This is a genomic window from uncultured Aquimarina sp. (assembly GCF_947492115.1).
GTDB lineage: Bacteria > Bacteroidota > Bacteroidia > Flavobacteriales > Flavobacteriaceae > Aquimarina.
Genome location: NZ_CANLMM010000005.1, coordinates 302,947 through 324,002, shown reverse-complemented (window position 1 = coordinate 324,002; position 21,056 = coordinate 302,947). Strand labels below are relative to the sequence as shown.

Genomic DNA, 21,056 nt, shown 5'->3' with positions numbered 1-21,056 from the left:
TTGATTGATTATAAAATTGAAAAGCTAAAGTTAAGAAAATGACAATGCGAAATTCTTAAAGGGGTGTTAAGGTGAAAAAGCGATACCTTTGGAGTATAAAATAGATCTTATGAAATTTATTGAACTTACTTTACATAATCATATCATTGTACACGGATTTGATGCAAGAAATCAAGAAATCACAGAAGAAGTAACGGTAGAGATTCCATCCAAAAAAATAGTTTCTGTAGATAGAATTTTATCTGTTAGCGAAAAATTTATCCTCATCAAATATGCTTTTGATAGAATAATTTATTGGGAATATATAGAAGATTACAACAGCGTAAAAGAAATGCTTACGTAATTATTAAGGTATCATAACTTTAGCTTTCTTACTATCCCGAGCGGATATTAATTCGAAATCCTTATTTACTTTAACAATAATAATCTTTCCAGTATGCAGATTTATCATTTTCCATCGAAATCCATAGGAGGTTTCAAAAATTGCTGATCTTGCCATCTTACGCAAATCAACCTCGTCAATTTTTTCGATAACTTCTGTAGCTAATACATCTAATCCACGCTGTTTTACTTCTTCGTCAGAAAGTTTGCGATCTTTTTGAATTTCTGTTAAAAAGGAGCAATCCGATCTATCTAAAAAATCATTTGGATATATAAAAGTGTAAGAAAATAAAAAGAAGAATAGTATATGTTTTTTCATATGTAATCAGTTTTAAGAATCATATACTATTATTAGTAATAGTATGTGATTACTGGATTATAAATTGTGTAACCATACTGTTGTTGTTATTTTGTACTATATGCTGACGTTCTTAATGTAAGGGGAATTATAAATTTAACTCTTTTATGTTCGATTAAATATATAATTTTGTTAAAAAATAATTATTAAATCTTAAAAAAGATTGTTTTATAATAATATATTAATAGTTTTTTTGAAAAATTCTTAAAATATAGGAAGATGTAGCATTACTTTTTTCTTTCTAATTCTAACTGATATATTTTTCTGCCCAATTCTGCTAAGAATGGAATTCCAATTTCATCATATTCGTATTGATCATCGTTGAAAATCTCATTTTCATTTACATGAATGGTAGCAGATAAAAGAAATTCTATATTGTTTTCTGAATCCTTAATGTAGGCGCAATCCGTTAGATATCCATACGCATATCCTACTTTATTATGGATCTCAATATGTTGCGGAATGTCATCTTTGGTATCTCCGAACATAAAAAACTTTACATAACCGTCATAATATTTGGTTTTATCATAACCAGATTCATGGGGCAATAGTTTCATCGTCTTTAATAGGAAACGATGATCAGCTTCGGAAATATTAAATGATTTTTTTTTGTCATAAACTTCGGGAAACTGAACTCTTTTCATTAGCTCATGTAAAGACCTTAGCGGAAGATAATTCTTCTTAGAAAAATTTTTAGGTTGTTTTATAAGAGAGTCGTTTTCGTAATAACCTTTTCCTTTGGAGATGTTGATTAAATCCAATTTTGAAGGTGTACTATTAAATATAATCTCTTGACTATAAATAGTCAGACTATCTGTGATACGTTTTTTAAAAATAATCGGTTGCGTCTTTGAAGCATCTGCGTTACTCGTAGATAATCTGTGAGAAATTCTCCCGGATATTTCTTTTGATGTTAAGTTTTGATTAATGTAGTCTTGTCCTAAAAACTCAAATAAACGATTATAGGCATCATTATCACTCACAGAAAAAATTTGGATAATATCATTTTCAATAGATGAATATAAGTTTCCTTGATTCACACTATATTTCGTTTCTCTATTAATAGGAATCCCATTATCCTTTAAATTGTTTAGCTTTTCTAATGCCATTACGGCTATTGGAAACTTAACGGAACTTGCTGGATAAAAATAAATGCTGTCCGCTACATTAAATTCATAATCGGTAAAGGAAACTTCGTTTTTTGAATTTCGATCAATCTGAGTATATAAAATTTGAATTTCATGTTTTTCGAGCTTATTGATCACCCTTGATATATTCGGAGACTCGGATTGTAAAATAGTATCTAAAGGGTTTTCTGAAGTACAAGAACATATTAAAATACCAAGAAGAATAAGTAGTTTTAATTTCATAGACATGTATTAAATAAGGCGGGTAAATGAATCATTTGTGTTTTTTAAATTAAAATCTTTGCTCTAAGAATTAGCTGTCATTCATCATACTAAGTTAAATATAAGAATTGTTTTGCTAGCCTGTTCAAATAAAAAAAGGGAACCCAATAGAAACAATTCCAAAACATTTGTTAATTCTGTGTGATTCCATACTAGTTGGGGCGGTATCTTTTGTAAAATATACTAAATTTATATAATGAAAGAGAAAAAGGGAATTTTTAAAAAAGGTTTTGCTTTTAGACATTATGAAGCTCCAGAACAATCTCCATTCGAAAAACTTTTCGACATTTTTCAGGAAATAATAACTCATACTTCGGGTGATCTTGATGAAGCACTAGACTGGATGAAAGAATTAGATAAAGAGTATCAGCTTACTAGTGAGGATTATACTTTAGATGATTTTGTAGAAGACCTTAAGAAAAAAGGTTATATCCGAGAAGAAATTAAGCCAGATGGAAAAGGAGGAATGTCCATAACTGCAAAAACAGAACGTGCAATTAGAAAAAGAGCCTTAGATCAAATTTTTGGTAATTTAAAACGCAGTGGATCTGGAAATCATCGTACTAAATATACAGGACGAGGTGATGAGCATGCTGGTGAGTATAGAAACTATCAATATGGTGATGCATTAGAAAGGATATCGATTACTGAGAGTTTAAAAAATGCCCAAATTAATCATGGCATTGGTGATTTACATCTTACCGAAGATGATTTGGTAGTCGAAGAGACTCAGTTTAAAGCTCAGATGAGTACAGTATTGATGATCGATATTAGTCATAGCATGATTTTGTACGGAGAAGATAGAATTACTCCTGCCAAAAAGGTAGCTATGGCTCTAGCAGAGCTAATAACAACGAGGTATCCTAAAGATACACTAGATATTCTTGTTTTTGGGAATGATGCTTGGCCAATAGCTATTAAAGATCTACCGTATCTGCAAGTTGGCCCTTATCACACCAATACCGTTGCAGGTCTTCAATTGGCAATGGATATGCTGAGGCGGAAGCGAAACACTAATAAACAGATTTTTATGATCACGGATGGTAAACCTAGTTGTTTAAGACTTCCAGATGGTCAGTATTACAAAAACAGTAATGGTTTAGATCGTAATATTGTGAATAAATGCTATGTGATGGCACAACAAGCAAGAAAATTACACATACCCATCACCACTTTTATGATTGCGCAAGATCCTTATTTAATGCAATTCGTAAGAGAGTTTACTTACGCAAACCAAGGAAAAGCATTTTATACTGGTTTGAAGGGGTTAGGAGAGATGATCTTCGAGGACTACGAAACAAATAGAAAAAAAAGAATTAAAGGATAAAACAATATTGAGTTTATAATACTTCCGAAAAAGAAAATATGGACATTAACAGCATAAAGACTTTAGAACAGTTAGAAGCATCAGGATATAAAAGTAAAAGTATAAAAGACGAATTACGAGATAATCTCAGAGAAAAAATTAGTAATAATCAAACTACATTTACAGGAATTCATGGTTATGAAAATACTGTAATTCCTGAATTGGAAAGAGCTATATTATCTCGACATAATATCAATTTGTTAGGATTACGAGGACAGGCTAAAACACGTTTAGCTAGGCAAATGGTGAACTTATTAGATGAGTGGATTCCTATTGTAGAAGGATCAGAAATTAATGATGATCCTTTACAGCCAATATCTAGATATGCGATTAACCTTATTAAAGAAAAAGCAGGTGATACTCCAATATCCTGGATTCATAGAGATGATCGTTTTGCAGAAAAATTAGCTACTCCAGATGTAACAGTAGCAGATATTATTGGAGATGTAGACCCTATAAAAGCCGCGAATTTAAAATTGAGCTACGCAGATGATAGGGTGATACATTTTGGAATGATTCCAAGAGCTAATCGTTGTATTTTTGTGATTAATGAATTACCAGATTTACAAGCTCGTATACAGGTAGCTTTATTTAATATTTTACAAGAAGGTGATATCCAAATAAGAGGTTTTAAGTTACGTCTTCCTCTGGATATGCAATTTGTATTTACCGCAAATCCAGAAGATTATACTAATAGAGGAAGTATCGTTACTCCATTAAAAGATAGAATTGGTTCTCAAATTCTAACGCATTATCCAGAGACTGTAGCGATTGCAAAAACTATTACTCAGCAAGAAGCTCAGTTAGATTCTAGACAGAGTAGTTTAGTTCATGTTCCTGAGCTCGCTAAAGATTTATTAGAACAGATTAGTTTTGAGGCGAGAGAAAGCGAGTTTATCGATGCCAAAAGTGGTGTTAGTGCCAGAATGAGTATTACTGCTTTTGAGAATTTATTGAGCACGGCAGAATATAGAGCACTGAAATCTGGTGACAATCAAACATTGTTACGATTAAGCGATTTTATGGGAGTTGTTCCGGCTATTACTGGTAAAGTAGAATTGGTATACGAAGGAGAACAAGAAGGTGCTGCTTCTGTTGCGCTTACACTAATTTCGGATGCAATTAAATCATTGTTTCCAGATTATTTTCCTAAAATAGAACGTCTTGAAAAAGAAAGTGAAACAAGTCCTTATCAAGAATTAATTGACTGGTTTTTTGAGGAAAGTGGTTTTGAACTGTTGGATGAAATACCAGAGGCAGAATATATCGAAAAGTTAGATGCTATAAAACCACTTAATGATCTTCTGAATAAGTATCAGGAAGATATCGATAAAAAAGACAGCTATTTTATGAAAGAGTTCCTATTATGGGGACTGGTAGAGCATAAAAAATTGAGTAAATATAGATTGTCCGAAGGTTTTAGATTCAGAGACTTGTACGGAAGTTATATAAATGATCTTTAGATCTTATTTTACCACCAAACAATAAAACATTTGTCATAAGAATCTTCATTACGTTTTATCCAAAGTAATGGAGATTTTTTTTTCGAGAGTTGTACTTCTAAAGACTCGTGAATTGTATTGTAGGAATGCCAAATTCTATGATCTTTTGGGTTTGTAACCCAATCTTTTTTTGAAGGAATATAGTATAGATAATGGTGATATTTTTCTGAATTGAAATCATGCCAATGTATCCAGAAACCAGAGATACAATCATTATTAATTTCGGGTAAAATTTTGTTTTGAAAAGATAAAGGAATAAATAACTGACCAAAAAAAGAGACTCTTTGTTTTATTGTATCCGTAGAAATGTCTAGTTTTTGTAAGGCTTTAATCGTCTCAGACTGGTAGAGTAGAGGAAATTGTTTATGCTTTAATTTTGCTACTTTTTCTAACAAGCTGTCTTTTTGATTAGGACCAATCCATCGTTCTAATTCATTTTTGCTTCTTTGAGGATCATAGAGATAGAACTTATATACTAATTCTATGTGTAAAAGACATTTTTTAGAAATGTCTTCAATAACAAAGTCTAGTTCTCCAATGGTAATTTTATCCTTAAATATTTGTAGGTTTTTTACGAGTAGTTGATAGTCTTTAGATGAGTTTATATAGTATTCAAAGAAATGTTCGATTCTTTTTCCTAAAACTTCATTATCTCTAATTTTAATGTTTGTTGGGTTTTTTATAACACATTCGAAATTTTTTAAATCTAATTGAGATAATCCAAAAAGAGAATCACCGTTCCATAGTGGTTTACTACTAATAAATCCATTGTATTGATGGTCGATAGAAGTCATTAAGAGTTCTATTTCTTAAAAATGGAAATGTATTTATCCAGAATAGGGCGTAATATTTTTCGATCTACGGGTTTAGCTAAAAAGTCATCGCATCCTGCGGCTAATGCTCTTTCAATATCTTCTTCGGTAGAATAGGCAGTTTGTGCAATAACCGGTAATTCTGGTCTTAATTTTTTGATCTGTTTGGTAGCATCATATCCATCCATAATGGGCATTTTGATATCCATTAACACCAAATCAATTTTGTCGTTTTTTTGGCAGATCTCAACTGCTTCCTGACCATTTTTGGCTCTATAAATAACGAATTCAAAATCAATCATTTTGGTTAAAACAGTTCTCAAAAATAGGAAATTGATTTCTCCATCTTCTGCAATAAGTACTACATGTTTTTGCAATGTTCTTTCTTGTAAATTAGTAGTTGTCGGTTCTAAATTATTCAGCATTGAATCTGGGGTAAATGGTATTTTTAATATAAAGGAACTACCTTCATTTTCTTTGCTAGAAAACGAAATTTTCCCTCCAATTAAATCTGTATATTCTTTTGCTATTGCCAGTCCTAAGCCTAAACCTCCAAAATTTTTAGAAATTTCTTTTTCGGATTGAGAGAAACTCTTAAAAATAATGTCTTGGTCTTTTTGTTTAATTCCGATGCCAGTATCTTTAATCGATATGGTAACAAAATTTTCTACAATATAAGAAAATATTGTTATGGATCCGGTACTGGTAAATTTAATGCTGTTATCTACCAGATTACTTATGATCTTATATAACTTTGGTTGATCTGTAAGAATGATATTTTCCCCTGGTTTTATTTCATTTTTGAAATAAATCTCTAGATTTTTTTCTTTAGCCTTATCTGTGTATTTAGTAATTATCCGCTCTAATAATTCTTTTAAATCCGTTTTCGAGAACTTTACTTTGCTCTGTTTTGTTTCTAAGACTGAAATTTCCAATATGTCATCCACTGAAGCAATTAGATCTTTTCCACTTTTTATAATGATATCGGTATACTCTCTTCTTTCTTCTTCGGTTAATGTATCTGATTTTAGTAATTCAGAGAATCCCATGATACCATTCATCGGTGTTCTAATTTCATGTGAGATGTTTTGAATAAAATTAGTTTTTATTCGATTACTCTCTTCTGCTTCCTCTTTTGCAATTCTAAGTTCTTTTGTCTTTTGTTTTATTTTAAATTGTAAATAAAAATATATTGAAACGACACCTAATAGCACTAATGTAAAAATTAGTGAAAAAATAATCCAAAATTTTGGCTTTTTATAAAATGGTTTAACCATATCAAATAGCCAATTATCTAATATTGCCTGCTTTTCTTCGTTGGAAATAGCTTTTGAAGCTTTAGAGATGATGCTGTTGAGAATTTTTTCTTCTTTACGCACAGCAATGCTAGGTATATAACTAAAATCTATTTTATTAATAACTTTTAGGTCATTAAGTCCTTCAGATTTAATAAGATAATTTACTACCGCTCTTCCTCCAATATATGCATCTGACATTCCTGTCTGAACACTGCGTAGGCATTCAATATCATCAGAATAATTATTGATCATTAGATTTGGGTAGTTTTCTTTTAGATAATCGTCAATGGAATACCCTTTTGGTACAGCAACTTTTTTGTTGAGAAACTCTGAGAAATGTAGCCCGCTATCCACTTCTTTTCTAGTCACCAAAACAAAGGGAGTTTCAAAAAACTTAGTGTAAAAGTTTAAGTATTCTTCTCTTGTTTCAGTTTCTTGCATCTCGAGAATAATATCAACTTTTTTTGTTTTAACGTCTTTCAATAAAAGGCTCCAATTGGAGTAATATTTTTTTTGAAACTTATAATTGATCTTATTTTCAATTAGATTAAAATAGTCAACTAAAATACCATCAATACTATCTTTTTTGTTTATAAATTGATAAGGCGGATAGTATGGGTATACTGCCACATTTACAGAAGTTTGCTGGGCAAGCCATTCTTTTTCCGACGTACTAAGTATTTCCTTCTTAGAACAAGAAAAAGTGATACATACAAAGCATACTAAAATGGAAATATAAAATATTTTATTTGGCATAGTTTGTCGATTTAAGAAGCTTTGTTTCTTTTATTGAGTACAGAAAAATATTTATTTAGAATGGGCTTTAAAATTTTTCTGTCTACAGGTTTGGACACAAAATCATCGCATCCTGCATCCAGAGCTTTTTGAATATCTTCTTCTATAGAGTAAGCGGTCTGCGCAATTACGGGTAAATTCGGTCTCATTTTTTTTATATAAGCAGTAGCATCATATCCATCCATAACTGGCATTTTGATATCCATTAGTACCAAGTCAATATTTTTATTTTCCTGGCAAATGGAAACCGCTTCTTTTCCGTTTTTAGCACGATATATCGTAAAGTCATAATCATTCATTTTAGTAAGAATGGTTTTTAGAAATAGAAAATTGGTTTCTCCATCTTCAGCAATTAATATGATGTTCTTTTCTGGCTTGGCAATAGGCTTGGATGTTCGTGTTGTTTTTGCGCTTATTTTCTTTAATGGATTATATGGCACTTTTAGGGTAAAGGAAGTACCCTTATTTTTTTCACTGATTAGCTGTAGTTGCCCTCCAATAAAATCTGTATTCTTTTTTGCAATAGTTAACCCTAATCCCATTCCACTATAATCACCAATTGTTTTATCTGTGCTAGATGGTATTGTTAAACTTTCTATGATTTTATTTTTAGTAGTTTCACTAATACCGATACCTGTATCCACAACTGAAATTGTTAAAAATTCTTCTTCTACGTCGCAGAAAAGTTTAATAGATCCGTCTTCGGTATATCTAATGGCATTATCAATAAGAATATTTAATATCTTGTTTAATTTAGGCCTATCCATCAATACTATGTTTTCTTGATCTTTTAGCTTGTTTTCTATAAGAAATTCAATGTTTTTTTCTTCCGCTTTTATTTTATAATTAGAAATTAGGTTTTGAAAAACATTCTGAAGATTAACTTCTATAAGTCTTAATGTAAATCTATTTGATTGTAATTGAGAGATTTCTAAAATATTATCTATAATAGAGAGTAATTCTTTACTATTTCCGATAATCATTTGAGTATATTTTTTCCTGTCTTCAAGACTTAGATCTTCATTATTAAGAAACTCGGATAACCCTATGATTCCGTTCATTGGGGTTCTAATTTCTTGAGGGATATTATAAATAAAGTTTGTTTTTAATCGATTACTTTCTTCAGCAATATCCTTGGCAATCATCAATTCATCAGTTCTTTGTTTGATTTTATACTTTAGATACGAATTAAATGACATACCAAATAATAACGACAATAACGCTACCAATGCGATAATGGTCCAAAATTTAGACGTTCTGTAAAATGGAATGACATTGGTATAAAACCAGTTATTTACGATAGCTTGCTTTTCTTCTTTGGTGATTTTGGAAATTGTTTTGGAAATTATACCGTCTAAAACAGTGTTAGTTTGATTAATAGCAAAACCAGGTTCATAATATAGGTCAGTCCCAGACTTTATTTTTAGATTATCCATTTTTTTTGATCGGATATAGTAGTTAGCTACTGCTTTAGGACTAATAGTAGCATCATAATCACCTGCGTTCACTTTGGACAAGCAAGTAAGTTCATCATATAGTGTTATAATATTAAAATTAGGATATTTCTTTCTTAGATTTTCGGTGATAGCATAGCCTTGGGGTAAGACAATAGATTTTCCTGAAAGACTTTCTACATCATTTCCGAAATCTACATTGTTTCTAGTAACAATTACATTTTGAGATTCGAAAAGAGGTTCGTAAAACTTTAAATAGTATTCTTTTTCATCAGATTGTTGTATTTCTAATATTAGGCTGGCATCATTATTTTTAACACCTTCTAATAGCTTGGGCCAATCATCATATCTTTTTCTTTTGAATTTATAGTTGATTTTTTGTTCAACGAGTTCTAGATATTCGATAAAAATACCATCGATTTGATTCTGTTCATTAATAAATTGATAAGGCGGATAGTATGGATATATAGCAACTGTTATACTATCATTTTGAGCTAACCATTTTTTTTCGTTTTCATCTAATAATGAAGGTTTTGAACAAGATTGAATTATAAAAAATATAGGGAGTAATGGAAGTAAACAAAGTATTTTTTTTGGCATAAGCTTTCATTATTTAAATACTTAACTTTTTTGATTCCATTAATAAAGATAGTACTTTAATCATAGTTTTAAAAGGAGAATCTTTTGAAAACTATGAATATAGTATGTGAAATGTAGTTATTTAAAAGCTTTAACTAGGTTTAATAATTTCTGTTCCATCAGGATATAGAGCAAAACGCCCTTTTGATTTTTCATGTACATGGTCATGACTAGGCCAAGGCCAACCACCAAATTCGGTTTGTTGATATTCTAAAATAGCATCCCTTATTTCATTATGATTATTCATCACAAAAGGCCCTTGTTGAACAACAGGTTCATTTATAGGTTTTCCTTGTAGCAATAGAAAATGTGCTTCGGTATTTCCATTGGTAATGGTTAGTTCTTTATCGGCATGGACTCTAATTTCATGATTAACCGAGATTTTATATCCATCAACAATGATCTCATCTCCTTTGAAGAAATAGAGAGAACGATTAGCATCTTTAGAAGCGTTTGGAAAGGTGTAAGTAGCGTTAGGAGCCATTTTAATTGTCCAAATAGCAATTTCATTATTAGTATCAGCTGCCCAAGAATCGGGAGCAGGAGCAATTGCATGAGTTGTATCAAGACTACCAGCAATTAATGTAATTTCTGTAGAAAGATTATTATCATCTACTTTGGTAAGCTTTGGGATTTCTTCATTCCATAACATTTTAAAATGAGGGGCAACCATTTTATTTGCTTTTGGAAGATTTAGCCAAATCTGAAATAGTAAGAATGGGTTTTTCTGATCGGTATTAAGAAGCGGAAACATTTCAGAATGTTGCACTCCTTTTCCTGCCGTCATCCATTGCACGTCACCATTACCAAAACGCCCAGCAGCTCCCAAAGAATCTGAGTGATCTACCAGTCCTTTTTGTACAATCGTTACTGTTTCAAACCCACGATGCGGATGTGCAGGAAAGCCAGGTACTGTCTGACCATGATACATTCTCCATCCATCTTTTCCCTGGAAATCTTGCCCTATATTTCTCCCTTCTAAAGAAGCATCTGGCCCCAATTGTTGATTCCCTTTTGGATATAGATCTTCATGATAGGCACAGAATAAAAAAGGATCCTGAGTTTGCCAGGTAAACCCGAGAGGTTTTATAGAGATAATTGCAGCCATGAATATAGAATATTATAACTTTTGGTAATTGGTAGCATCTTCTGGAGTAAACTTACTTTTAAAAGAAAATGCATAAGGAGTTTCACCATGTTCTTGTAGATAATATAGTCGCTCTTTTGCTTCAGCTGGACTGGGTTCATGGCCATCTTCTACATACCAAAAAGCCATATGCATACGAGGCATTTTATGAAACCATTCTTTCTTACGTTTTAGAATTTCTACATGTGCAGATTGATATGTGAAATTAAAAAGGTCTTGCATGCTTTCCCAGACAGACATGTTGATGATTAAGAATAAATTATCAAAAACTGTAATGGCGGTTGCATTTCCTTCATCTCCTTTTAATCTCCATACGAAACCATCACTTTTTTCAGCTAATTCATTAATACGATCTAGATTATTTACAAAATCAGCCATAATAGGATCATTTATAGGCGCTAACATCTCTGCTATGTTTACTTGTGCTAGTTGCATTTGTTTGGTTGTTTTAACTCTAAATTAAATATAAAGAAATCAAAATATCTTAAAGTGTTGTTAAGTAAGAATATCAATATTCCTCTTTTCATTTATCTCCCTTGATCTCTAGCTTTTATATTCGCTTTACAAAGCCTGATGATTTCTTTTATTCTTTTATCTCTTGTTTCGGGTCGTTTTGCCTGATAAAGCCAATACAAATAATTTTTTCTATAGCTTTTAGAAAAACCTAGGTAGTTATTAAATGCTACTGGTGATTGGTCGAAAGCTGTTTGTAGGTCTTGTGGTATAATGCCATTTTCTACATTGTCAAGTGCGGTCCAAGATCCGTTTTCCTTTGCGATTTCTATAGATTTTAATCCGCTTTCATGCATTAAATTATCTTTTATTAAATCTATGATATAGGTCTTATTTAATTTACTCCAAACACTTTTAGGTTTTCTCGGACAGAAATATTGTCTTCTTTTTTCGTTATCAATTTTTTTAACCGTAGAATCTATCCAACCATAACAAAGAGCTACTTTTACAGCTTCTTCCCAACGCATACTAGCCTGATCACTTTCTACTTTATAAAAAATTAAATAAATACCATCACTTGCTGCATGATTTTGATGTAACCAATTTCTCCATTCCTTATCATTTTTAAAATACAGTTCTGGTTTGGGTTTCATATGGGTTTCTTATTTTTTGTTTGTAAAGGCATGATAATAATTGATACTTAACCATAATCTATTTTTAGTAGGTGAATTAAGAAATTGACTAATTCTATAATCAGGACCTATCTCAATTTTACTTTTATCATTCATGTTATAACCTAGGAAAGGAATTAACCGTAGTTCTAAATCTGAATTGGAAGCTTGATACGATCCAAGATATTCGTTATTAATTTTTAAGTAAAATTCTTTAGGGTCAACTCGATATCCGTTAAATGGAATTTCTACAGTAAATCGATATCGTAGTCTGAATTCTGGAGATTCTTTAGTGCTAAATGTTTGATCAGTTACAAAACGATGAGCTATTCGAATAGCTTCTAATTGTTGGGCTATGGAATACTGAAATATAGAACGATGCACAAGTTCATCTTTTTCAATGCGCAATAGATAGCCAACATTAAAAACATGATCAGATGATAGTTTGTAAGAGAGAATATTGGTTATATCTGTTAAGAGGTATTCATACGAAAACTCTTCTGAAGGACTATGTTCCCATAGTTGTTGACGAGATTCGATACTGTTAATTAATTTGAAACGATCCGAAATTTTATGAGAGATTACGATTTTAGGTAATAATCCAGAAGTAAATGATGTTTGGGCATTCGTATAACTATTTAAAGAACACATACAGAATACGATAAGGAGACAAAATCTTTTCTTCATCACTAATATAGGAGATTATCAGTGTTATCATTCACTACTTGTAACATCTTCAATAAAACTCCATCATTAGAATAAAGTAATTCATAATAATGAGAATGTTTCTCTTTTTTACCCTTTACAATTAGTTCGTAGTTTGTTGTGTACGCTGCTTTGGTATTTTTTTTATTTATCAATGAAATTAAGGTAGACCGATCACTGACCCATTGTAATTGAGTTTTTTTGATTTTTGATTTTGTGAAAATACTATCTAAAGAAGATTGAATTGTTTTTTGTAAATCGATGGAAAGTTCTGAGAAAGGAATTTTTATTTCTACATCTTCAGGCTTGCCTTCGTTTGTAAACTCTATACTATACTTTCTTTTTTGATAAAAAGTTTTGGCTTCTATGCTTTTCCCATTTTGACTTTCTTCGATATACCATTTGATTTTTTTTTTGAAAGGACATTTTTTAATAAAATCCAATGCTTCTTTTGGTACCTGTGAATATTTGATACGATATTCTTTTTCTACTTTATTTTGAGCATTTACCGAAAGGGTAGAACCCATGCTGAAACAACAAATCCATATCCATAAATAACGTGCAAACATAAGTTTTGAATTCTTTTATGGAATGTACAAAAAATAGATAAATTTCATAAAAGAACCCATACTATAATTAAGATAGTATGGGTTGAATGATTTTGTGTAATACATCGATCTAGTAGAACCTCGTATATGCTCTAAAGTTTCCTGTATTATATGGTCTTGTACGTTTTACTTGTCGTTCTGTATTGGTAGACGTATAGTAATAGTAATACCAATACCCATTTGGTAAATCTACCTGATATTTTAGTACCCATTTCCAGTCACTAAATGGCCAAGAAGCAGTGTTTTCCCAAGCGTAAAATTGCAATCTTGTTAAACCACATACCACATTCGTTCTAGTGTAGGTGTCGTCTAATTCTTTCCAATCACCACCGTAAAAAGAACTACGAGTTAGAGAATTCCATAATCCATTATCACAAAATCTAATATCAGTTGGTGTAGAAGTTACAGGAACACCACCACAGTAGGAATTCATAAATGTGGTTGCTCCTATATCATAACAAGACTTTTGATCAATATTTGTATAATTAGGGTCATTGATTTCTAATAATGCTCCACTATTTTCTATTTGTCTGCCAGATGATTGTAATGCTGATGGCGAAGCTGTCTTAGCTATACGATCAGGAATAGATACCGATGTCTTTGTCAAAGAAATAAATAAATTAAAAGGCGATTGATCAATACTATGTAAGCTTTCTTCTTTATTGTTAGCAGCTTCACCATACAGCGTTTCTGCTACAATCATCTCATCATCGTCTCCTAGCGCAATAAAATGATATTCATGACCATCTTTTTGGATTTTGGCTACTTCAAAGGATGTTTGAGTTAATTCATTGATATATTTTGCATCTTTCGTTGGACTATCTTGTAGTTCTTGTACAGAATCATCGTATAATTCTTCTTCTTTGTTTTCACAAGATAAAAGTGAAATACTAAGTATTCCAACAAAGATAAACGGTTTAAAAATTGATTTTTTCATTTTTTTAAGTTTTAAAAGTATTCAACTAATTGATTAAGGTGTTCCGGAAATACCATGTTGTAGACAAAATTATTTATTAACTAGTTGTTAGTCAATGAGTAAATAACGGTTTTTGTATAGGTGTATCACCAGTTTTAGATGGGGCTTTTTCCCGAAAGCTTTAATTTTGTTAAGGTTTCCATAGATATGAAGTAATTCTATGACAACGATTTTCGTTGATCTCAACCTTTTTTATAGTTTTGCATTTTTAAAAATGAAAACATATGATTTCTGTAGATGGATTAGCGGTAGAGTTTAGTGGAACAACCTTGTTTAACAATGTTTCTTTTGTTATCAACGAAAACGACAAGATCGCTTTAATGGGTAAAAATGGGGCCGGAAAGTCCACTATGATGAAAATCATTGCAGGTGCTCAAAAAGCAACCAGAGGTAATGTTAGATGTCCTAAAGAAACTGTGATTGCTTACTTACCACAGCATTTACTTACAGATGATAATTGTTCAGTATTCGAAGAAGCTTCTAAAGCTTTTAGTGAGATTCATGAAATGCAGCAGGAAATAGATCGGTTAAATAAGGAATTAGAAACTCGTACAGATTATGATTCTGAGGAATATATGGGAATCATCCAAAAGGTAACTGATTTAGGAGAAAAGTTTTATGCAATTGAAGAGGTGAATTATGATGCTGAAGTAGAAAAAGCATTGCAAGGATTAGGTTTTAAAAGAGAGGATTTTACCAGACCAACCAGTGAGTTCAGTGGTGGATGGAGAATGAGGATTGAACTTGCTAAAATTCTATTACAAAAACCTGATTTAATTTTGTTAGATGAGCCAACCAATCATGTAGATATTGAATCTGTAATATGGTTGGAAGATTTTTTAAAAAATAAAGCTAAAGCTGTTATAGTAATTTCCCATGATAAAGCTTTTATAGATAATATTACGAATAGAACTATAGAAGTTACAATGGGTAGAATTTATGATTATAAGGCTAATTACTCTCATTATTTACAATTAAGAGAAGAGCGAAGATCTCATCAGATTAAAGCTTATCAAGAGCAACAAAAGTTTATAGCAGATACCAAACAGTTTATCGAAAGGTTTAAAGGAACTTATTCGAAAACAAATCAGGTAAATTCTAGGGAGCGAATGTTGGAAAAATTAGAGTTAATAGAAATTGATGAAGTGGACAACTCATCTTTAAAACTTCGATTTCCTCCTTCTGCCAGATCTGGGGATTATCCTGTGATTGCAAAAGAATTGTCTAAAAAGTATGGAGATCATGTTGTTTTTAAAGAGGCAAGTATGTCGATTGCTAGAGGAGAGAAAGTATCTTTTGTAGGTCGTAACGGAGAAGGGAAGTCAACAATGATAAAAGCTATTATGGGAGAAATTGATTTTGAAGGTGAATGTGCTTTAGGGCATAATGCCAAAGTAGGATATTTTGCTCAAAACCAAGCCTCATTGTTAGATCCAAATCTCACAGTTTTTCAGACAGTTGATGAAGTTGCTAAAGGAGATGTGAGGACTCAAATCAAGAATATTTTGGGACAATTTATGTTTAGTGGCGACAATATTGATAAAAAAGTGGGCGTCCTTTCTGGAGGAGAAAGAACTAGATTGGCGATGGTAAAATTACTTTTAGAACCTGTAAATGTGCTGATCTTGGATGAGCCTACAAATCACCTAGATATTAGATCTAAAGATGTGTTAAAAGAAGCACTAATGGCTTTCGACGGAACATTAATTCTAGTATCGCATGATAGAGATTTTCTCTCAGGATTATCTAATAAAGTATTTGAGTTTAAAGAGAAAAGAGTTATTGAACATTTTGAGACAATTGATGCATTTTTGGAGCGTAACAGAATGGAAAACTTGAGAGAAATACAATTAAAAAATTAGATTGAATCTATTCCAACACGATTTTATCGATCTCTAATCTAAATTTTTCTTGTTTTTTGTTGCCAATTAAAAATGCTATTTCTTCCATTTGTATGGAAGGATAGTTTTGCATATCCAACGATACACCTCTAAAAACTGGATACATTTCGGATAATGGTATTTCAATAGTTTGCCATTCTCCTGAAGTTTCGAAATGAGCTATGTATGAATGACGATCATAGGTATTCGTTTTAACTCTAAATTGATATCTCTTTTGATCACCTTTTAACGTAATCAAGGCTTTTGTATACCCTTTTACTTTTTTGGTCGAGAATCGGTACCGTACCATCGAAAAACCTCCATTGTTTTCTAAAGAAATGGCTCCAGAGAAAATAGCATTTCCTTTATCATTCAGCGTTATTTCACCTTTAGATAAGCCTCCCATTACGCCGTCGTTAACAACAATCCAATCGGAAAGCTTATTCGTTTTTTTAAAATCAAAAATAGTGAGAGAAGGAGTCGTCAATCCAATAAAAATTAAAAATAGATATGTATTCACAGAATTAATGACTATTTATCTAATCAGGTAATTGTTCTATTTGTTCTAAGATCTCAGCAGCTTCGGCCTGTTTTTCGTCACTAGCCTTTCGATTGGTATGAGACAACTTATACGATTCTTCCATCAACGTTTTATACTTTTTTTGTAAACGCTCTTTCTCAGTTTTCTTCTTAAATATAGCAAACATAATTTTTGTTTTATCTAAAGATAAAGGGTAAGCTTTTAAACAGATGAGAAAGTTATCTTAAATAACTTTTTTATAAGAGTCTTTATATTAATTCTAGATAATATGTACTAGTAAATATTAGTTTGTAAGGTAGGTCTTTAGTAACTCTAAAGCTTCGATGTTTGATTTTTCTTTCGCTAAGGATAAAGCAGTATCTCCACTAAACCCTTCTTTGGCATTAATATCAGCACCATGTTCTAAGAGATATTTAGCAATCGAAAGATTATCAAATCGTATACTTTCTATTAGCGGTGTGGTCATCGCCTCAGGATGTTGATAATTAATATCTACACCATTGGTAACATAATATTTTACAAGCTCTAGATCTCCAGTTTGTGATGCTAATAGCATATCTTTCCAATTACCCCCAGACATAAAAGTTATATATTGATAAAAACCTTAATTAGACCAATAAGTTAATGATTTTTTTGATAGGAGTTAATTCGGAAATTTCCGTGGTAACAGATTCTAAGACACTACTTCCTACAATGGTAAAATGTTCTTGTAATGTTTGAATATAGTTTTCGGCCTCAAGAATTTTTACACCTTTAGAAACTTGGTAATATGTTTTATCATAATCATTGGGTTCCAAACAATCAAAGTCGAAGTGAAGATAAAGATGTGTGATTTTTTTAGATTGTAAAGTACCTACAAGATCTAAAATATTTACTTTTTTAGGGGCATAAATATTGCCATCCTCAATTCTAGTTTGTTCTGTGCTATCTATATCTCTAACTCCAATATAATGAATTTGAGAAGCGGTAATGGTAGAAAAAAGTAATGGATTCATATGCTCTGAACCTTCTCCTAATAATGTTCTAAGCGGCATGCCATGAAAATTACAACTAGGAGAATCGCAAGGGCGGTTAATATCGGCATGAGCATCAAACCAGATAACTCCCAGGTTTGGATAAAGTGCGTTTAGATACGAAACAGGAACAATCTCTAATCCACAATCTCCTCCAATGGTAGTAATGGTTTTTGGTTGTTCTGCATCAATCTTATTTTTAAGACGAGTTAGTTGTTCGAAAATCGCATCATAGTTATTAATGTCGTGCTTTTTCTCTCCATTTGGACCTGCTTCAATGTTAGATAATGGGATTTTAATAAATCCTGGATCTTCTACATATTCTAAAATAGTTTGTGCACCATTTTCTATCGTTTTACCAGTACCAGATCCTTGCCATTGAGGAAAATATATTTTCACAGATTTTAAGTTTTAGAGATGAATATGTATTTGATTATATAGATTTTCCTTTTACATAAAAATTAGGGTCTATGTCAATTTTGTCAGCTTTTACCTGAAGAGTTTGCCAAGAAGCGTTTGGCTGTATCCATTTTTCTTTCCCGTCTATTTTTAATCGCACAGGCATATCAAAACCTTTAACAATATCGATATATCGATATTTAAGCTCTTTATTATCTAAACGATATTCCAAAGTAGGAATTCTGGTATCACGTAAATATTGATTAAAAAATTCAGTGAGGTCAATTTTTGATTGCTCACTTATATAATCTTCAATTTCTTTTGTAGTTACTGTTTTATGATAAAACTCTTTGTTTAGTCCTCGTAGTATAGATCGCCATTTGTCGTCATCTTCAATAAGTTGGCGTAGCGTATGTAGCATATTAGCACCTTTATAATACATGTCGCTAGATCCTTCATTATTCACATCATAATGACCTATAATCGGTTTGTCATTTCTAATTCCTTTTCTTGTGCCAATAACATAATCTGAAGAAGCTTCTTTTCCATAATGGTAGTCCAGAAATAAATTTTCTGAATATGCGGTGAAACTTTCATGTATCCACATATCGGCAATATCCTTATAGGTAATATTATTAGCAAACCATTCATGACCCGATTCATGTATTATTATAAAATCGAATTTTAATCCCCAACCTGTTCCGGATAAATCATTACCTAGATATCCGTTTACGTATTTATTTCCGTAAGTCACAGAACTCTGATGCTCCATACCTAAATAAGGAACTTCTACCAGTTTAAAGCTATCCTCATAAAAAGGGTAGGGGCCAAACCAATGTTCGAAAGCTTTCATCATTTTTGGCGCATCTTTAAATTGCTTCTTAGCAGCCTCAAGATTATATCTTAGTACATAATAATCCATATCTAACAGGCCTTTTTCTCCTTTGTATTTTTCTCCAAAATGGACATAATCCCCAATATTAATGTTTACGCCATAATTGTTTATTGGATTATTAACAAACCAATGATAGGTCTTTGTATTTGGGTTTCGCTCTTCAATCTTACGCAGTCTCCCATTGGAAATATTCATTAAATCTTTTGGCACAGTAACACTCACCAACATACTATCTACTTCATCGTACATATGATCTTTATTTGGCCACCAAACACTTGCTCCTAATCCTTGACAGGAGGATGCTACGAAGTGTTTGCCATTTGTGTCTTTTTTCCAGGAAATACCACCATCCCAAGGAGCTCTGACGGCTTCTCTTGGTTTGCCACTGTAGTGAACAATTATAGAATTAATACTTCCTTTTTTCTGTTTTTTGATCAATTCTATAAAATGAGCATTTTCTTCAGAACGAACTTTTAGTAGTTTTCCATCTTGTTCTACTTTTTCTATAGTTAATGGAGGCTGCAGATCCACTTGTAACGTGCTTTGATTTTCCAATACTTTATATTGAATTGTATTTTTACCTGAAATCGTTTTTTTTTCAGGATCCACTGTGATGTCTAAATGGTAGTAAGTAAGATCCCACCATGATCTTTCTGGCGTAATGGAACCTCTTAAAGTGTCTTGTCTTGTGAATTTTTGATGCGAATCAAAAAGAGATGTCTGTCCGATAATTGGAATACTTGAGCATATCAAACATACTACTAAAAAAAACTTATTCATTTTCAATTTAATTTATTGTAATAGGAACTCTAATGGGATGTGTACACGTTCATTCCAACTTTTCTCATTATGACCATCTCCTTCAAATTTTTTGGTGATCCAGTTCTTTCCTTCTTCATACCCTTTATCTTTCATCATTTGGTCCACTTGTTTCTGAAAAGGTTCATATTGAGCGTCTAAACCTTCGGTTCCAAAATCAAAATATATTTTATGTGTTTGAGGATCGGGTAGAGTAGATGGTAAGGTTTTGATATAGGCTTCGCCCAAAATAGGAACTGGCCAATGAGTAGATACACATCCTGCAGCTCCGAAAACTTCTGGATATTTGCATATTCCGTATAACGATATTAATCCACCCATTGAAGATCCCATAATTGAAGTATCTTCCATTTTAGTGGATACATTATAAGTTTTATCAATAAATGGTTTTAATTCTTCAACTAGAAATTTCAAATATTCATCAGAATATAAAGAATCGAACCCTGTATTTTGTTTTAAAGCTGCTTTTGCTTCCGGATTGTTTGTAGCTTCAGCTGGAGCTTCTGGCATATATTCTGAAAAACGCTTTCTCTCAGTGTTCCAAGGGGCAACAACAATAGTATTTTTTATGCTACCAGCTTTAATTAAGCTATCTATCGTTTCATCAACTCCCCAATCGATACCTGTATAAGATGTTTTAGGGTTAAAAACATTCTGTCCATCATGCATATACAATACTTTGTATTTCTTATTAGAAGTATCGTATCCATTAGGCAAGAACACTTCTACGTTTCTAGGGATTACGTATGCGGATTTAAAGTTCTCATGAATAACAACTTTTCCCTTGGTTTCAATGGATAATTTTTCTGCTATATCAACATTTACGGATGATTTTTCTTTTACGGTTTCTTGTTTACAAGAAAATGTAAATAATAGCGCTGTGATGATGAAGAAGTTTAAGAATTTCACACGTTTACATTTAAGTTGTTACACAT

General features: G+C 31.7%; 21 protein-coding genes. 4 read left to right on the top strand and 17 right to left on the bottom strand.

The genetic code is table 11. The features are described 5' to 3' along the window. Positions 1-109: 109 nt before the first annotated feature. Positions 110-343, top strand: coding sequence for a hypothetical protein (locus Q1A73_RS16890; RefSeq protein ID WP_299607704.1), 234 nt, complete (start codon positions 110-112; stop codon positions 341-343). Between the two features lie 3 nt (positions 344-346). Here the strand turns inward: Q1A73_RS16890 and Q1A73_RS16885 are convergent, their stop codons facing one another. Both Q1A73_RS16885 and Q1A73_RS16880 read right to left on the bottom strand, forming a co-directional pair. Next, on the bottom strand, positions 347-700 hold the full coding sequence (locus Q1A73_RS16885; protein WP_299607701.1) for a hypothetical protein: 354 nt from the start codon (positions 698-700) through the stop codon (positions 347-349). Between the two features lie 266 nt (positions 701-966). Then, a complete protein-coding gene (locus Q1A73_RS16880) occupies positions 967-2,109 on the bottom strand; it encodes a serine hydrolase (RefSeq protein WP_299607698.1) in 1,143 nt (380 codons plus the stop codon). Positions 2,110-2,344: 235 nt separating this feature from the next. On the opposite strand from Q1A73_RS16880, the gene Q1A73_RS16875 reads away from it, so the two are divergent. Next, complete coding sequence (locus Q1A73_RS16875; RefSeq protein WP_299607695.1) at positions 2,345-3,475, top strand: VWA domain-containing protein; 1,131 nt, start codon at positions 2,345-2,347, stop codon at positions 3,473-3,475. A 38-nt stretch (positions 3,476-3,513) separates the two neighbouring features. Next, positions 3,514-4,977 (top strand): magnesium chelatase, encoded by a 1,464-nt coding sequence (locus Q1A73_RS16870; RefSeq protein WP_299607693.1) that lies wholly within the window; start codon positions 3,514-3,516, stop codon positions 4,975-4,977. An 8-nt stretch (positions 4,978-4,985) separates the two neighbouring features. Here Q1A73_RS16870 and Q1A73_RS16865 read toward each other — a convergent pair whose 3' ends face one another. From Q1A73_RS16865 to Q1A73_RS16825, 9 genes are all read right to left on the bottom strand, one after another. Further along, positions 4,986-5,810 carry a DUF1853 family protein gene (locus Q1A73_RS16865; RefSeq protein ID WP_299607691.1) on the bottom strand — a complete coding sequence of 275 codons (825 nt, stop codon included), beginning with the start codon at positions 5,808-5,810 and terminating at the stop codon, positions 4,986-4,988. 8 nt (positions 5,811-5,818) lie between these two features. Continuing rightward, positions 5,819-7,882 carry a transporter substrate-binding domain-containing protein gene (locus Q1A73_RS16860; protein WP_299607689.1) on the bottom strand — a complete coding sequence of 688 codons (2,064 nt, stop codon included), beginning with the start codon at positions 7,880-7,882 and terminating at the stop codon, positions 5,819-5,821. Positions 7,883-7,893: 11 nt separating this feature from the next. Further along, a complete protein-coding gene (locus Q1A73_RS16855) occupies positions 7,894-9,975 on the bottom strand; it encodes a transporter substrate-binding domain-containing protein (protein WP_299607687.1) in 2,082 nt (693 codons plus the stop codon). Positions 9,976-10,105: 130 nt separating this feature from the next. Further along, the gene (locus Q1A73_RS16850; RefSeq protein WP_299607685.1) at positions 10,106-11,122 is read right to left on the bottom strand and encodes a pirin family protein; all 1,017 of its coding nucleotides are present in this window, start codon (positions 11,120-11,122) and stop codon (positions 10,106-10,108) included. 12 nt (positions 11,123-11,134) lie between these two features. Further along, complete coding sequence (locus Q1A73_RS16845) at positions 11,135-11,596, bottom strand: DUF3291 domain-containing protein (RefSeq protein ID WP_299607683.1); 462 nt, start codon at positions 11,594-11,596, stop codon at positions 11,135-11,137. Positions 11,597-11,688: 92 nt separating this feature from the next. Next, on the bottom strand, positions 11,689-12,267 hold the full coding sequence (locus Q1A73_RS16840; protein WP_299607681.1) for a YdeI/OmpD-associated family protein: 579 nt from the start codon (positions 12,265-12,267) through the stop codon (positions 11,689-11,691). Between the two features lie 9 nt (positions 12,268-12,276). Next, entirely contained in the window at positions 12,277-12,972 is a 696-nt protein-coding gene (locus Q1A73_RS16835; protein ID WP_299607679.1) for a DUF2490 domain-containing protein, read from the bottom strand. Between the two features lie 2 nt (positions 12,973-12,974). Then, positions 12,975-13,559, bottom strand: a complete 585-nt coding sequence (locus Q1A73_RS16830; protein ID WP_299607677.1) for a hypothetical protein — start codon at positions 13,557-13,559, stop codon at positions 12,975-12,977. A 109-nt stretch (positions 13,560-13,668) separates the two neighbouring features. Continuing rightward, positions 13,669-14,535: a hypothetical protein gene (locus Q1A73_RS16825; protein WP_299607674.1), complete on the bottom strand. Its 867-nt coding sequence runs from the start codon at positions 14,533-14,535 to the stop codon at positions 13,669-13,671. 263 nt (positions 14,536-14,798) lie between these two features. Between Q1A73_RS16825 and Q1A73_RS16820 the strand changes: the two genes are divergently transcribed. After that, entirely contained in the window at positions 14,799-16,436 is a 1,638-nt protein-coding gene (locus tag Q1A73_RS16820) for an ABC-F family ATP-binding cassette domain-containing protein (RefSeq protein WP_299607672.1), read from the top strand. Between the two features lie 7 nt (positions 16,437-16,443). On the opposite strand, the gene Q1A73_RS16815 is transcribed toward Q1A73_RS16820, so the two are convergent. The 6 genes from Q1A73_RS16815 to Q1A73_RS16790 all read right to left on the bottom strand — a co-directional run bounded on the left by Q1A73_RS16815 (position 16,444) and on the right by Q1A73_RS16790 (position 21,030). Beyond that, positions 16,444-16,974 (bottom strand): CIA30 family protein, encoded by a 531-nt coding sequence (locus tag Q1A73_RS16815; protein WP_299607670.1) that lies wholly within the window; start codon positions 16,972-16,974, stop codon positions 16,444-16,446. Between the two features lie 19 nt (positions 16,975-16,993). After that, positions 16,994-17,161 carry a Lacal_2735 family protein gene (locus tag Q1A73_RS16810; RefSeq protein ID WP_299607668.1) on the bottom strand — a complete coding sequence of 56 codons (168 nt, stop codon included), beginning with the start codon at positions 17,159-17,161 and terminating at the stop codon, positions 16,994-16,996. 117 nt (positions 17,162-17,278) lie between these two features. Next, on the bottom strand, positions 17,279-17,575 hold the full coding sequence (locus tag Q1A73_RS16805) for an ankyrin repeat domain-containing protein (protein ID WP_299607665.1): 297 nt from the start codon (positions 17,573-17,575) through the stop codon (positions 17,279-17,281). A gap of 28 nt (positions 17,576-17,603) precedes the next feature. Then, a complete protein-coding gene (locus tag Q1A73_RS16800; protein ID WP_299607662.1) occupies positions 17,604-18,407 on the bottom strand; it encodes an arginase family protein in 804 nt (267 codons plus the stop codon). Positions 18,408-18,441: 34 nt separating this feature from the next. Next, positions 18,442-20,082, bottom strand: a complete 1,641-nt coding sequence (locus Q1A73_RS16795; RefSeq protein WP_299607659.1) for a M1 family metallopeptidase — start codon at positions 20,080-20,082, stop codon at positions 18,442-18,444. Between the two features lie 12 nt (positions 20,083-20,094). Next, positions 20,095-21,030, bottom strand: coding sequence for an alpha/beta hydrolase-fold protein (locus Q1A73_RS16790; RefSeq protein WP_299607656.1), 936 nt, complete (start codon positions 21,028-21,030; stop codon positions 20,095-20,097). Positions 21,031-21,056: the final 26 nt, after the last annotated feature.

Excerpts from the sequence above, each read along its gene's own strand:
- Q1A73_RS16835 (WP_299607679.1), bottom strand. The coding sequence starts at position 12,972 with ATGAAGAAAAGATTTTGTCTCCTTATCGTATTCTGTATGTGTTCTTTA.
- Q1A73_RS16875 (WP_299607695.1), top strand. The coding sequence starts at position 2,345 with ATGAAAGAGAAAAAGGGAATTTTTAAAAAAGGTTTTGCTTTTAGACAT.
- Q1A73_RS16825 (WP_299607674.1), bottom strand. The coding sequence starts at position 14,535 with ATGAAAAAATCAATTTTTAAACCGTTTATCTTTGTTGGAATACTTAGT.
- Q1A73_RS16805 (WP_299607665.1), bottom strand. The coding sequence starts at position 17,575 with ATGTCTGGGGGTAATTGGAAAGATATGCTATTAGCATCACAAACTGGA.
- Q1A73_RS16830 (WP_299607677.1), bottom strand. The coding sequence starts at position 13,559 with ATGTTTGCACGTTATTTATGGATATGGATTTGTTGTTTCAGCATGGGT.
- Q1A73_RS16860 (WP_299607689.1), bottom strand. The coding sequence starts at position 7,882 with ATGCCAAATAAAATATTTTATATTTCCATTTTAGTATGCTTTGTATGT.
- Q1A73_RS16840 (WP_299607681.1), bottom strand. The coding sequence starts at position 12,267 with ATGAAACCCAAACCAGAACTGTATTTTAAAAATGATAAGGAATGGAGA.
- Q1A73_RS16865 (WP_299607691.1), bottom strand. The coding sequence starts at position 5,810 with ATGACTTCTATCGACCATCAATACAATGGATTTATTAGTAGTAAACCA.
- Q1A73_RS16855 (WP_299607687.1), bottom strand. The coding sequence starts at position 9,975 with ATGCCAAAAAAAATACTTTGTTTACTTCCATTACTCCCTATATTTTTT.
- Q1A73_RS16845 (WP_299607683.1), bottom strand. The coding sequence starts at position 11,596 with ATGCAACTAGCACAAGTAAACATAGCAGAGATGTTAGCGCCTATAAAT.
- Q1A73_RS16795 (WP_299607659.1), bottom strand. The coding sequence starts at position 20,082 with ATGAATAAGTTTTTTTTAGTAGTATGTTTGATATGCTCAAGTATTCCA.
- Q1A73_RS16880 (WP_299607698.1), bottom strand. The coding sequence starts at position 2,109 with ATGAAATTAAAACTACTTATTCTTCTTGGTATTTTAATATGTTCTTGT.
- Q1A73_RS16810 (WP_299607668.1), bottom strand. The coding sequence starts at position 17,161 with ATGTTTGCTATATTTAAGAAGAAAACTGAGAAAGAGCGTTTACAAAAA.
- Q1A73_RS16870 (WP_299607693.1), top strand. The coding sequence starts at position 3,514 with ATGGACATTAACAGCATAAAGACTTTAGAACAGTTAGAAGCATCAGGA.
- Q1A73_RS16850 (WP_299607685.1), bottom strand. The coding sequence starts at position 11,122 with ATGGCTGCAATTATCTCTATAAAACCTCTCGGGTTTACCTGGCAAACT.
- Q1A73_RS16885 (WP_299607701.1), bottom strand. The coding sequence starts at position 700 with ATGAAAAAACATATACTATTCTTCTTTTTATTTTCTTACACTTTTATA.
- Q1A73_RS16890 (WP_299607704.1), top strand. The coding sequence starts at position 110 with ATGAAATTTATTGAACTTACTTTACATAATCATATCATTGTACACGGA.
- Q1A73_RS16820 (WP_299607672.1), top strand. The coding sequence starts at position 14,799 with ATGATTTCTGTAGATGGATTAGCGGTAGAGTTTAGTGGAACAACCTTG.